Genomic DNA, 13283 nt, shown 5'->3' with positions numbered 1-13283 from the left:
ACAATATTCCTAAAGGCCTAAGTTCAAGATTAGGCCATTCTTTTCAACAATCAAGTTTTTATGAGCGCTAAAATTTCAAAACCCATAATAGGGATCAGCATAGGGGATATCAATGGCATTGGGGCAGAAGTAACTATGAAGGCTCTTCAGGACAATAGAACTTATAAAAACTTCACTCCATTGATCTATGGGCATGGAAAAGCACTGAGTTATTACAGAAAGCTTCTCAGCATGGAAGATTTCAATTTTGTGCAAATTCGTTCTCTGGACGAAATACAGCACAAGCGAGTAAATGTGATCAATGCTGTAGAAGAATGTCCGGAGATTATCCCTGGAGTAGAAACTCAGGAAGCTGGTAAAATGGCTCTAGAAGCGCTAAAAATGGCAGTTGAAGACTTAAAAGCTGGAAATATTCAGGCTTTGGTCACTGCTCCATTGAATAAAAACAACATCAACTCTGAGGATTTAAAATTTGTAGGACACACTGAATTTTTAACCGAAGCTGTCGGTGCGAAAAAAAGCTTGATGTTTATGGTGGCAGAACAACTTCGAGTTGGCTTAGTCACTGGACATATTCCTTTATCAAAAGTAGCTCAAACCGTAACAGGTGAGAAGATCAAAGAGAAAGCGAATTTAATGCTACAAAGCCTGGAGAAGGATTTTGGAATTGCCAAACCAAAAATTGCAATTCTGGGACTAAACCCACATGCCGGAGAAGATGGATTGCTGGGAGAGGAAGAAGAAAAAGTAATCAGACCTGCTATCAATGAATTGAAAGACCAAAACAAACTGGTCTTTGGTCCCTATCCTTCTGATGGTTTCTTTGGAATGGTGCATCAAAGTAAGTTTGACGGGATCCTAGCCATGTATCATGATCAGGGGCTAATTCCTTTCAAATCAATAGCATTTAGCAATGGAGTGAACTTCACAGCAGGACTGCCTGTTATTCGTACTTCGCCGGATCATGGAACTGCATATAATATTGCAGGAAAGAATCTGGCAGATGAGGGGTCGATGCGTGCGGCCATTTATTTGGCCTCTGATATCATCCAATACCATGAATCATTAGTCGAGGAGGAATAATTATTTCGGTTTAACCAAATATTATTTCCCTGACTATTTTAGATAAAACAAAATTATACCTATTTTTGCGGTCTTAAATCAGAAGGAGGAAGTGTGAAATTCTTACGAAGCTTTGATATTGAGGTAATTAAGTTCAAAGAAGGACAGCACGAAATCGAGTTTCTGATTGACGATCAGTTCTTTTCGGCTTTCGAGGATAATGAACTGGTTGAGAAAGGCAAGCTGACCACAAGGGTCATCATGCATAAAGGAGCAAATTTGATAGAGATGGAGTTTGATATTGCGGGTCATGTAAGACTGACTTGTGATAGAAGTCTCGAAGAATTTGATTATCCGCTTGATATTCAAGAGGAGATCATTTTCAAATATGGCTCTGAAGAAAAAGAAATTGACGATAATATCTACATGATTACAAGGGATACTCCTTCAATCAATGTAGCTCAGTTGATTTACGAGTTTATCTTATTGGCTATTCCAGCCAAGAAAATCCACCCTGATCACCGCAATGAATTGGATGAGGAAGACGATTCTGATATAGATGGACAATACATTTATATCGATGATCAGTCAGACTGGGAGGAAGAAGAGGAAAACTCAGAAGAAAATGAAGACACACCGGTAGATCCCCGTTGGGAGATGCTGAAAAAATTAAAAAAATAAAGAACGAGAAATCATAAACCACGCATAAAATGGCACATCCTAAACGCAAAATTTCGAAAACCAGAAGAGATAAAAGAAGAACTCATTACAAGTTAGAGGCTCCTGGTATGGCTAAATGTCCTACAACTGGTGAAATGCACCTTCCTCACAGAGCTTTCTGGTTGGACGGTAAGTTGTATTACAAAGGTCAGGTGATCATCGAAAAAGAAGTATTGGCTTAATCCAATATTTAACTCATAAAATTGAAATCCATCCCCGAAACGGGATGGATTTTTGTTTTTCAGCTAATTCCAAGACTCATTTAACCAATGACTTAGCTGTCATAAACGGATTAATTTTGGTGGTAAGAAGCAATTGTAATATTTTTGACCTTCCTTAGCAAAACCTATCAACCTAAGAAAATCAAAGACTTTTTGAATTGTCTTTGGAAAAACAAAATCAAATGGAGCAACTAAGAGCCATGATCACCGGGATTCAGGGGTATGTACCTGAATACCGTCTGACAAACAAAGAACTTGAAAAACTGGTCGAGACCAATGATGAATGGATCACTTCGAGAACAGGAATCAAGGAAAGAAGAATTCTCAAAGGAGAAAACCAAGGATCCTCGGTAATGGGTGCAGCAGCAGTCAAAGGACTGTTGGAAAAAACCGGTACCGACCCAATGGATGTGGAATTGATCATCTGTGCGACTGTCACTCCTGACATGCCCTTTCCGGCAACAGCCAACATCATAGCAGACAAAGTAGGAGCAAAAAAGAGCTTCAGTTTTGATATTTCTGCCGCTTGTTCAGGTTTCCTTTATGCACTTCAGTTAGGAGCTCAATTTATTCAGGCGGGAACCCACAAAAAAGTAGTGGTAGTAGGTGCTGATAAAATGTCATCCATCGTAGATTATCAGGATAGAACAACCTGTATCCTCTTCGGAGACGGTGCAGGAGCAGTATTACTTGAAGCTACCACCAGTGAATATGGTATCAGAGATGCGATTTTGAGATCTGATGGATCAGGCGAACCCTACTTACATATGAAAGCAGGAGGAAGCCGTAAGCCAGCCACTCATCAAACAGTTGAAGCAAGAGAGCATTTCGCCTACCAAGAAGGCTCAACAGTGTTTAAATTTGCTGTGACCAACATGGCAGATGTAAGTGCTGAAGTAATGGAAAGAAATGGATTGACTGGAGACGATGTAGCTTGGCTTGTTCCCCATCAGGCAAATAAGAGAATCATAGATGCCACAGCCAACAGAATGGGGGTAGGTCCAGAAAAAGTAATGATGAATATTGAACGCTATGGTAATACCACTGCCGCCACCATTCCACTTTGTCTTTGGGACTATGAAAGTCAACTCAAAAAAGGAGACAATTTGATTTTGGCTGCTTTTGGTGGTGGATTTACCTGGGGATCTATTTATGTGAAATGGGCTTACGACCCCAAATAAGAAAAAAATAAACTCAAATATATATGGCAAGTACTGCAGATTTTAAAAATGGATTGTGCCTTGAAATGAACAATGATATTTGGACCATTGTAGAATTTCAGCACGTAAAGCCAGGAAAAGGAGCTGCTTTCGTCAGAACAAAATTGAAAAGTCTTACCTCTGCCAAAACTTTGGATAAGACTTTCAACGCAGGTGAAAAGGTAACCACTGCGAGAGTTGAAAAAAGACCTCATCAATTCCTGTACAAGGACGACATGGGTTACAACTTCATGGATACCAATACCTTCGAACAAATCATGATCGAAGAAAAACTGATCGAGCGTTCTGATTTATTGAAAGATGGTCAGCTTGTGGATATTTTGATCCACGATGAGACTGAAACTCCACTTTCTGTGGAATTACCTCCATTTGTTGAATTGATGATCACCTATACCGAGCCGGGTATCAAAGGTGATACTGCTACTAATGCCTTGAAGCCGGCAACTGTTGAAACAGGTGCTACTGTGATGGTTCCTCTTTTTGTAGATCAGGACACCATGATCAAGGTAGACACTCGTGATGGTTCTTATTCCGAACGAGTAAAATAAAATCAAAAGCTGTGTGATTTTAGTAAATTACACAGCTTTATTGTTTTAAACCCAACCCTGCCGAGAGGCAATCCAAAACATGAAACCTATGAAAGCAAAAGAAATTCAGGAATTAATCGACTATATCTCGAATTCTGGTCTGGCTGAAGTAAAAATCAAAACAGAAGAATTCGAACTTTCTATCAAGAAATATGCAGAGTCTGCTCAAGTGAGAGTGGTGGAATCAGCTCCGGCTCCTCAGCCAGCTGCAGCACCGGCTCCAGCGCCAGCACCAGCACCTCAACCTGTTGCTTCTGAGGCTCCAGCTGCGGCCAGCTCTAATTTGGTAGAAATTAAGTCCCCGATGATCGGAACCTTCTATCTTACTCCTAACCCTGATGCTCCTGCATTTGTAAATGTAGGTGACACCATCAAGGCTGGACAGACCGTGTGTATCATCGAAGCGATGAAACTTTTCAACGAAATTGAATCCGAAATTTCCGGTAAGATTGTAAAGATCTTAGTTTCCAATGCAACACCAGTTGAATACGATCAACCATTGTTCTTGGTAGATCCAGCAGGTTAATTTTTCCACTAAAAATAAATCGCTGTGTTTAAAAAAATATTAATAGCCAACCGAGGTGAAATTGCTCTAAGAGTAATTCGAACTTGCAAGGAAATGGGAATTAAAACTGTAGCTGTATACTCTACAGCAGACAAGGATTCCCTGCATGTTCGCTTTGCAGATGAAGCAGTTTGCATCGGCCCGGCTCCAAGTAGAGAATCTTATCTCAATATTCCCAGAATAATTGCCGCTGCTGAAATCACCAATGCAGACGCTATTCATCCGGGTTATGGGTTCCTTTCTGAGAATGCTGAATTCTCAAGAATTTGTGATGAATACGGAATTAAATTCATTGGCGCATCCCCGGATATGATCGCCCAGATGGGTGATAAAGCTACTGCTAAAGCAACCATGAAAGCAGCAGGTGTACCGACTATTCCAGGTTCAGAAGGTCTATTGGACTCCATCGAGCAAGGCTTAAAACTAGCCAATGAAATGGGTTATCCGGTTATCCTTAAAGCAACTGCAGGCGGCGGTGGCCGAGGAATGAGAATTGTTAAAGAAGACAAAGATTTCAAAAAAGCATGGGATGATGCAAAAATGGAATCTGGAGCTGCCTTTGGCAATGATGGATTGTACCTTGAAAAATTTGTTGAGGAACCTAGACATATCGAAATTCAAATAGTTGGAGATAGCAGAGGAAAAGCATGTCACTTATCAGAAAGAGACTGCTCTATACAGAGAAGACATCAGAAGCTGGTAGAGGAAACTCCTTCCCCATTCATCACGGATGAACTTAGAGAAGCTATGGGTAAAGCTGCTATCAAAGGCGCTGAAGCCATAGGCTATGAGGGAGCAGGTACTATAGAGTTCTTGGTCGATAAAGACAGAAACTTCTACTTCATGGAAATGAATACCCGAATTCAGGTAGAGCATCCAATTACAGAGGAAGTAACTGATTTTGATCTGATCAAAGAACAAATCAAGGTAGCTGCAGGTGAGAAAATCTCAGGAAGAAATTACTTCCCTAAACTCTATGCTATGGAGTGTAGAATCAATGCAGAAGACCCTGCCAATGGTTTCAGACCAAGTCCGGGAAAAATTCAAAACCTTCATATCCCAGGAGGACGTGGGGTTCGAGTTGACTCGCATGTCTACGCAGGTTATGTCATTCCACCAAATTACGACTCCATGATTGCCAAGTTGATCGTAAGTGGTCAAAGTAGAGAAGAGGTGATAGTAAGGATGAAAAGAGCCTTGGAAGAGTTTGTGATTGATGGTATTAAAACCACTATTCCTTTCCACATTGCTTTGCTGGAAAATGAACAATTCAAGGAAGGAAACTTTACCACCAAATTCTTGGAATCATTTGATTTCTCAGTGATAAAGAGCTGATATTGAATAAATAAAAATAATTAAAGCCACCTTTTCAGGTGGCTTTTTTATTGCCTTGGTAAATAAAAATTAATCAAAAACGACTTATACTTTTTTAAAATTTTTCCATAACTTGAAATACCAAAATAATCCCTTCTATGGTTTTTAAGAGGCGAAATATTTATGCTTTAATTCTTTTAGTTCCATTTTTCTGGTCATGTGAACCAAGCAATAAAGAATATGACTCGCTGGAATCTATAGACCAAGTCAGTTACAATTTCCATATCAGACCCATATTATCTGATAAGTGCTTTGCCTGCCATGGTCCTGATGCTAATAAAAGGGAAGCTGATCTCAGATTAGACTTGGAAAGTTCTGCATTTAAGGTCTTGAAGGAAAATCCGGGAAAGTTTGCTTTGGTATCAGGAAAACCTGAAGAATCTGAGGTTTACCATAGAATCAGTTCTCTTGATCCTTCGGAAATGATGCCTCCTCCTGAATCTAACCTAAAGCTCAGCGAAGGAGAAATTGCACTGATTAAAAAATGGATAGAACAAGGCGCAAAATACGAGCCTCATTGGGCTTTTGTAAAAGCAGAAAAGGGCAAACTCCCTCCAAAAACTGAATGGGCCAAGAATGAAATAGATCAATTCACCCTTCAAAAGATGAAGGAAAAGGGTTTAAAGCCAAATCCAAAAGCAGAATCCTATGAATTGATCAAGCGTGTGAGTCTGGATTTAACGGGGCTCCCCCCTAGCCCTGAGATTCTACAGCAATTTTCTGACCTGGACGAGTCTAGCAATTATGAAAATCTGATAGACAATTTATTGGAAGAAAAGTCTTTTGGAGAAAAACTGGCTATTCTTTGGATGGATATTTCCAGATATGCCGATAGCTATGGGTATCAGGATGACAATATTCGAACCCAGTGGCCATACAGGGATTGGGTGATCCATGCACTAAACTCTAATCTTCCCTATGATCAATTCATCACCTGGCAGATTGCAGGGGATTTATTACCAAACCCCACCAAGGAGCAGATTTTGGCCACCGCTTTCAATAGAAACCATAAATACACTGAAGAAGGCGGGGTTATTGATGAAGAATATAGAGTAGAATATGTGCTGGATAAGACCAATACCTTCAGCAAAGGAATATTGGGCATTACTATGGAATGTGCTCAGTGCCACGATCATAAATATGATCCATTCTCTCAGAAAGAATATTATGAATTTTTCGCCTTCTTCAATAATAGCCCAGAAAAAGGCTACGAGGGAGATGTGAGTATTTCAAAGCCCGCTAAAACTCCCATTCTATGGATAGAACGGGAAGACTTGGGCGGAATTTTAGATTTTATCAATTATCCGGACACAAGCAAATTATCTGTTTCTGTCATGGGTGAGTTGGAAGGTGAGAAAGCCAGAACCACCTACATTTTAGATAGAGGAGTATATGATGCTCCCACTAGTCCGGTGAACCCTTCTACTCCAGCTTCAATCCTTGAATTCCCCACTAATCTTCCTCAAAACAGACTGGGATTGGCTCAATGGGCTACCAATAGAGATAATCCATTGACGGCCCGAGTTTTTGTTAATCTTATTTGGCAGGAAATCTTCGGAACTGGAATAGTCAAATCAGCGGGAGATTTTGGAATGCAGGGAGACCTTCCCTCCCACCCAGAATTACTGGATTGGCTCGCAGTAGATTTTATGGAAAATGGCTGGGATATCAAGCGTTTAATGAAACAGATTGTCAGCTCTGCCACTTATCAACAATCCGCAAAAATCACCAAGCAGCACCTCAATAAAGATCCTGAAAATATTTACCTGTCAAGAGCACCTAGATTAAGATTACCAGCTGAAAACATTCAAGATTTGGTTCTGGCCAGTAGTGGTTTATTGGTTAATCAGGTGGGTGGACCTAGCGTCAAACCCTATCAGCCGGAAGGCATCTGGGAGGCAGCATCATCGGGACGTGGCGTGCTGGCAACTTATGTTCAAGATCATGGAAAAAGCCTTTATCGACGAGGGCTTTATAATTTCATCAAACTCACCGTTCCTCCACCCAAAGCCATAATATTTGATTCAAGTAATAGGGATAGATGCGAGGTAGGGAGAGGCAGAACCAATACTCCTTTGCAAGCTTTGGTCATGCTTAATGATCCTTTAATTCTCGAAGCTTCTAGAGTATTAGCCTCCAGATTAATGACTCCGGAAACTGAATCCAAAAATGCAATAGAAGAGGCATTTCTTAGAATTCTATGCAGGCCAATGAGCTCAAAAGAATCGAAGCTTTTGATGAGTTATTATGATGACCAGCTGGAAAGGTTTCAATCCAATCCAAGCCAGGTCAAAGAAAGCTTGGAGGTAGGAGAATATCCTCTGGAAGAAAAACATATTAATGCCAAGACTGCTGCTTTGATGCAGGTAATTGTGAGCCTCTACAATCTGGAAGAAACAATAACCAAAATCTAACATGGAAAAAGAGATCTTAGAACAGGGATTAAATCTCAATAGAAGAAAATTTCTTTCCAGATTAAGTCTTGGGCTTGGGAGTGCCGCTTTGGGTTCTTTGCTGGTTCCCGATCTTTTTTCAGGAAGAAGTGAATCCGAAGATGCAATTATGGCCGCTCTTCCTCATTTTGCTCCCAAAGCAAAAAGAGTTATTTATCTTTTTCAAAATGGTGCCCCTTCTCAATTAGAATCTTTCGATTATAAGCCTCTTCTGCAAAAAAACTATGGACAGGATCTCCCAGAGTCTATTCGCATGGGTCAAAGATTGACAGGAATGACGGCCGGACAGGAGAAATTCCCCTTAGTGGGTTCCTATTTTGATTTTCAACAATACGGGGAAAGCAGAGCATGGATTTCATCCATTTTCCCTCATACAGCCAGCATAGTGGATGATATATGCATAGTAAAGTCTATGCATACAGAAGCAATCAACCATGATCCTGCTTTGACATTTTTCCAAACTGGTGCTCAAGTAGGTAATCGCCCAAGCATGGGTTCTTGGTTGAGCTATGGTTTGGGAAGTGAGAACAGCAACTTACCGGCATTCTGTGTATTACTAAGCAGAGGAAAAGGAAATGGACAGGGGGTTTATTCTAAGCTTTGGAGCAATGGATTTTTAGATGCGACTCATCAGGGAGTTCAATTCTCTAATTCCGAAGACCCGGTCTTGTACTTGAAAGATCCTAAATCCATGAGCCGGGATGAGCGCAGAAAAATGCTGGATCAGATTGCTGCAATGAATGATTTGAGTTTCCGGGAGTTTAATGATCCAGCCATCACAGCAAAAGTTCAGCAATATGAAATGGCCTATAGAATACAAACTGCTGTGCCTGAAATCACGGACGTATCTAAAGAGCCCGATTCCATAATCAAGTTATATGGACCAGACTGTTTGGTTCCAGGAACTTACGCTGCCAATTGTCTTTTGGCAAGGAAGCTTTCTGAGAGCGGAGTTCGATTTGTTCAATTATACCATCAGGGTTGGGATCAACACGATAACTTACCCAATCAAATGGCTATGCAAGCCAAAGATGTGGATCAGGCCTCTGCAGCTTTGATCACAGACTTGAAGCAAAGAGGTTTATTAGACGAAACTTTAGTGATATGGGGTGGAGAGTTTGGCCGAACCAATTATTGTCAAGGCAAAATCCAAGTGGAAAACTACGGACGAGATCATCATCCCAGGGCTTTTTCTATTTGGATGGCAGGCGGAGGAGTAAAATCCGGAATGGTGTATGGTGAAACAGATGAATTCGGTTACAACATCGCTGAGAACCCAGTGCATGTCCATGATTTTCAAGCTACTGTTTTACACCTTTTGGGTATAGATCATGAGAAGCTGACATACAAACATCTCGGCAGAAGATATAGACTGACTGACGTATCCGGCAAAGTGGTGAAAGACCTGATCGCTTAATTTATGAGAGAAAAATCAACGCTCCGTAACCTGCTTGAAAACTGTCTTTTTGTTTGGCTAGGGCTCAGTATTGTACTCAGTGTTGCTCCAGAAAGCACGGAGTTTCCGTCCTTCTTTCAAGTAATAGGCAGATCCCATCCCCTACTCTTGCATTTCCCTATAGTCCTACTACTTGCAGGCATCATATTTTTCTTGGTACCCAGTCTTCGTAACAACAATGAGGTCAAAAATATCGGTGAGCTGATCTTTCTTGCTGGAGCTAATTTTGCAGGGATTACCGTAGTCGCAGGTTTAATTTTAGCAAAAGAAGATTACGAAGGAGAGGCTCTAAATTGGCATCAATGGGCTGGATTTTTGGTGTTTTTACTTTCTGTTTTCATCTATTTTTTCAGAAATATCAGCTCCAAAACCATAGGCTTTTCTGCCGTGATTTTAGCCATAGGAGTTATTTTAACAGGACACTGGGGTGCTAACCTAACTCATGGGGAAGACTTTTTATTAGCCCCATTAAACACAGAGGAGAGTCAAGTTCCTACCATGGCGGAAGCAGAGGTTTTCAGAGATATTGTCCAGCCTATCCTGGAGGCAAAATGCGTGACTTGTCATAGAGAGGGCAAAATTAAAGGCGAATTAAGGCTGGATCATTTAGAAGGAATTCAAAAGGGAGGTAAAACAGGGCCTTTCGCATTGGCCGGGGATTTGGAAAACTCCATGATGGTTCAGCGCATTAGCCTCCCTATGGATGCAAAGGAACATATGCCCCCTAAAAACAAGGCTCAACTCTCTGAAGAAGAATTGAGTATTTTAAAGGAGTGGGTTGCGAATGGGGCAAAGTTTGACCAGAAAATGGAAGAGCTGGAAAAGGAAAGTAAACTATATCAATTTGCAAGCTTGCGCTTTCAGCCAGAAAGAACGTATGAGTTCGAAGCAGCTTCACCTGAAACTGTCAAAGAGCTCAATAATTTTTATAGAACGGTCATGCCTCTTTACCCTGAGTCTCCAGCCTTAGCTGTTTCTTACTTCGGAATAGCTGCCTTCGACCCTGCTTCACTCAATGATTTGAAAAAAGTAAAAACTCAGGTGGTAGAGCTAAGCCTCAACAAAATGCCTTTGGGAAATCTGGATTTAAGCTTTTTGGAGGATTTCAATAACTTGGAAAAGCTTACACTAAATTTTTCTGGCCTATCCTCTAAACAAATTGAGCAACTGGGAAAATTATCATCCCTTCAAGAATTAGCGCTTTCAGGAAATACCCTCCATCAGGAAAGTATCAAAATTTTGTCTCAAATGAATCATTTGAAAAAGCTCTTCTTGTGGCAAACTGGGCTTTCGGATTCTCAAAAAAATGAATTGAAAAAAAATCTACCAACCACAAGAATTGATTTTGGATTTGATGGGAAAGGGATAATTTATGAATTGAATCCTCCTAAAATCTCACAGGCAAAAACACTTTTCAAAGACAGTTTGGAATTAGTCCTCAGTCATCCGATTCCAGTGGCTGAGATTCGATACACTTTAGATGGAACTGAGCCTGATAGCCTCAATAGCCCTATCTATTCGCAGTCTATTTGGATCAATCAATCCGGAAAAATCCAAGCCAAAGTCTTTGCTCCTGATTGGAAAAGTTCGCCGACTGTATCCTCAGTATACATGAAGTCAGGCCTGAGTCCTTCAGATTCAAAACTTCTAAATCCTCCAAATCCAAGATATCAAGCTCAGGGAGCTAATACGCTTTTTGATCAAATCAAGGGAAAAAACAATCACACTTCCGGGGAATGGCTGGGCTATAGTGAACAAGCCTTTGAAGCTGAGTTTGAGATTCCTGAAAATCAAAATGTGGAAAGTTTAGGCTTGAGCTTATTATATCATGAAAGTGCCTATATCTTCCCTCCTACGCAGGTTGAAATATTTAGCTGGGAAGATGGTAGATGGAAAAGTATCATTCGGGATCAACCCAAACAGTCTGAAAAAATTGGTGAAATCAGATCGGAATTACTTCAATACAAGATCCAAGGCAATAGTCCTCAAAAAATAAAAGTCAAGCTCAATCCAATTTCCTCACTCCCAGCCTGGCACCCTGGAGCCGGAGCGAAAGGCTGGGTATTTATAGACGAGATTTTATTGAATTGAAAGGATTAAATTTCAATCAATCAGAAATTGCATTTAACTCCTAATAACTTTCAATTTATAGTAAACAACCTGATCTTTTTCCTCTCCAAAATAATCCTGATTTTTTAGCCCCAAAATCTCACCTTCTTCAGTGACAATATTGGTGTAAATCAGTCCTTTGGGAAGAGGTATATCATTTTCCCGGAGAGTTAAACTTTGGTCAAAAACTGCCAAATAGTTCTGCTTTTCGCTTTCAATCTGTTTTATCCTTTTTCTCGGATCTTTATCCAAACCGCTCATAAAGTCTTCAGTAAACCCTTTTTCATAGATCACATAGATGTTATTTTTGTCAAAAGTTATTGAGTTAATTCTACCGGAATAACTCTTCCCCGCTAAATCAAAAAAATCATCTTGTTTTTCGAAAGGCACCCCTATTTGAGGGACAGCATCATTGACCTGAAGAGAAACTTCTTTCACAAAATCTATCTCGCCAGCACTTTCTTTGTAGTGGTAAAACTTCATTTCACTTCCTAAGTATAGGAACCAATCTTTTTCTTTTCTTAACACCGTTGGAAAAGTCCATCCATAAAAATTCCCGTCTTGATAAAAAGAACCGGGAGGAAAAGGCATAGTCTGACGACTTTCAAGGCTGGTAGTATCCATTATTTCCAAAATGGGTGCATGATAAACAGATTCAAAAATACCTTTTAGGTCTTCATCCCAATCTATTTCCTTAGAGTCTACTTTTTCAGGCCTTAAAAATGCCACTTCTTTTCCCATGCTAAAAAATGGCTGCCCAGCAATTCCATTTAGATAAAAAGCAAAATAGGGAAAACGGAGATTCCATATTTTATTTCCCTTTTGATCGAGTTTCACCAAGCCTTTACCAAACTCAAGGATTTGAATTTTGCCATCAACCATACTGATTGCATTTATCATAGAAACTGAATTTGGCCCATCATGGGGCACTTCAAATTGCTCTAGGATAACTCCACTCGTATCCAATACAACCAATTCTTGATTCCCATTTCCAAAGCCTAGGTATCTTTGACTTGCAGGATCATAATTGATTAACCAAAGATTACCCAGATAATCAATTTCCAACGAGTCAACTACTTTGACTTGAAAGTTAGTCTCTGAGTATTTTTTTGAATCTTTGGCATCATTACAGGATGATATGAAAATTATGAGAAAACCTATTTTTAGAAAGTTGGATACCGGATTATTTATAGTGCAAAAAGATGCTTGAAACATGATTGATATTGCTGCTTTTAAATAGATTTAATATAAGTGTCTACAAACAGATTGAAGAACTTGATTACTGAAACTTTGGTCATTCCTGCCTCTAGGTACAGGAAATGGTCTCCCATCCCAAAAAGAAAGAATAATTTTAAAAGTATTTAAATTCCGCTTAATCAGATTTTTTATTATGGATTCCCGCTTTCTTACCAGTATTGACAAAAATACGGATTATTGTCCGCTAAAAGGATCAGAATCTGGAGGCTTCGCCTGCCAGGATTCTAAGGTTTAAGCAAGAAGATTTTCAGTTTTTTTT

At 40.0% G+C, this 13283-nt stretch carries 11 protein-coding genes; 10 read left to right on the top strand and 1 reads right to left on the bottom strand.

Annotated elements, in window-relative coordinates; translation table 11 throughout:
• The first annotated feature begins 60 nt into the window (after positions 1-60).
• The 10 genes from pdxA (at position 61) to B2906_RS13400 (ending at position 11749) form a co-directional block, all read left to right on the top strand.
• Positions 61-1083: a 4-hydroxythreonine-4-phosphate dehydrogenase PdxA gene (pdxA, locus tag B2906_RS13445; protein ID WP_286940292.1), complete on the top strand. Its 1023-nt coding sequence runs from the start codon at positions 61-63 to the stop codon at positions 1081-1083.
• Positions 1084-1176: 93 nt separating this feature from the next.
• Positions 1177-1743: a YceD family protein gene (locus B2906_RS13440; RefSeq protein WP_091655238.1), complete on the top strand. Its 567-nt coding sequence runs from the start codon at positions 1177-1179 to the stop codon at positions 1741-1743.
• A gap of 29 nt (positions 1744-1772) precedes the next feature.
• Positions 1773-1964 (top strand): 50S ribosomal protein L32, encoded by a 192-nt coding sequence (gene rpmF / locus B2906_RS13435; RefSeq protein ID WP_091655237.1) that lies wholly within the window; start codon positions 1773-1775, stop codon positions 1962-1964.
• A 221-nt stretch (positions 1965-2185) separates the two neighbouring features.
• Positions 2186-3184: a beta-ketoacyl-ACP synthase III gene (locus B2906_RS13430; protein ID WP_091655265.1), complete on the top strand. Its 999-nt coding sequence runs from the start codon at positions 2186-2188 to the stop codon at positions 3182-3184.
• 23 nt (positions 3185-3207) lie between these two features.
• On the top strand, positions 3208-3771 hold the full coding sequence (gene efp / locus B2906_RS13425) for an elongation factor P (protein ID WP_091655236.1): 564 nt from the start codon (positions 3208-3210) through the stop codon (positions 3769-3771).
• A gap of 88 nt (positions 3772-3859) precedes the next feature.
• Positions 3860-4336 (top strand): acetyl-CoA carboxylase biotin carboxyl carrier protein, encoded by a 477-nt coding sequence (gene accB / locus B2906_RS13420; RefSeq protein WP_286940278.1) that lies wholly within the window; start codon positions 3860-3862, stop codon positions 4334-4336.
• 24 nt (positions 4337-4360) lie between these two features.
• A complete protein-coding gene (accC, locus tag B2906_RS13415; RefSeq protein WP_286940275.1) occupies positions 4361-5710 on the top strand; it encodes an acetyl-CoA carboxylase biotin carboxylase subunit in 1350 nt (449 codons plus the stop codon).
• Positions 5711-5847: 137 nt separating this feature from the next.
• Entirely contained in the window at positions 5848-8163 is a 2316-nt protein-coding gene (locus B2906_RS13410) for a PSD1 and planctomycete cytochrome C domain-containing protein (RefSeq protein ID WP_286940271.1), read from the top strand.
• A gap of 1 nt (position 8164) precedes the next feature.
• Complete coding sequence (locus B2906_RS13405; RefSeq protein WP_286940269.1) at positions 8165-9619, top strand: DUF1501 domain-containing protein; 1455 nt, start codon at positions 8165-8167, stop codon at positions 9617-9619.
• Between the two features lie 3 nt (positions 9620-9622).
• Positions 9623-11749, top strand: a complete 2127-nt coding sequence (locus B2906_RS13400; protein ID WP_286940266.1) for a c-type cytochrome domain-containing protein — start codon at positions 9623-9625, stop codon at positions 11747-11749.
• A 33-nt stretch (positions 11750-11782) separates the two neighbouring features.
• Here the strand turns inward: B2906_RS13400 and B2906_RS13395 are convergent, their stop codons facing one another.
• On the bottom strand, positions 11783-12982 hold the full coding sequence (locus B2906_RS13395) for a hypothetical protein (RefSeq protein WP_286940259.1): 1200 nt from the start codon (positions 12980-12982) through the stop codon (positions 11783-11785).
• Between the last annotated feature and the right edge of the window lie 301 nt (positions 12983-13283).

The organism is Algoriphagus sp. UBA3586, from assembly GCF_002376385.1.
In the GTDB taxonomy this organism is placed as follows: Bacteria; Bacteroidota; Bacteroidia; order Cytophagales; family Cyclobacteriaceae; genus Algoriphagus; species Algoriphagus ornithinivorans.
The sequence above is the reverse complement of the archived record's forward strand: the minus strand, read 5'-3'. Positions and strand labels throughout refer to the sequence as shown.

Excerpts from the sequence above, each read along its gene's own strand:
- pdxA (WP_286940292.1), top strand. The coding sequence starts at position 61 with ATGAGCGCTAAAATTTCAAAACCCATAATAGGGATCAGCATAGGGGAT.
- rpmF (WP_091655237.1), top strand. The coding sequence starts at position 1,773 with ATGGCACATCCTAAACGCAAAATTTCGAAAACCAGAAGAGATAAAAGA.
- B2906_RS13430 (WP_091655265.1), top strand. The coding sequence starts at position 2,186 with ATGGAGCAACTAAGAGCCATGATCACCGGGATTCAGGGGTATGTACCT.
- efp (WP_091655236.1), top strand. The coding sequence starts at position 3,208 with ATGGCAAGTACTGCAGATTTTAAAAATGGATTGTGCCTTGAAATGAAC.
- accB (WP_286940278.1), top strand. The coding sequence starts at position 3,860 with ATGAAAGCAAAAGAAATTCAGGAATTAATCGACTATATCTCGAATTCT.
- B2906_RS13410 (WP_286940271.1), top strand. The coding sequence starts at position 5,848 with ATGGTTTTTAAGAGGCGAAATATTTATGCTTTAATTCTTTTAGTTCCA.
- B2906_RS13405 (WP_286940269.1), top strand. The coding sequence starts at position 8,165 with ATGGAAAAAGAGATCTTAGAACAGGGATTAAATCTCAATAGAAGAAAA.
- B2906_RS13400 (WP_286940266.1), top strand. The coding sequence starts at position 9,623 with ATGAGAGAAAAATCAACGCTCCGTAACCTGCTTGAAAACTGTCTTTTT.
- B2906_RS13395 (WP_286940259.1), bottom strand. The coding sequence starts at position 12,982 with ATGTTTCAAGCATCTTTTTGCACTATAAATAATCCGGTATCCAACTTT.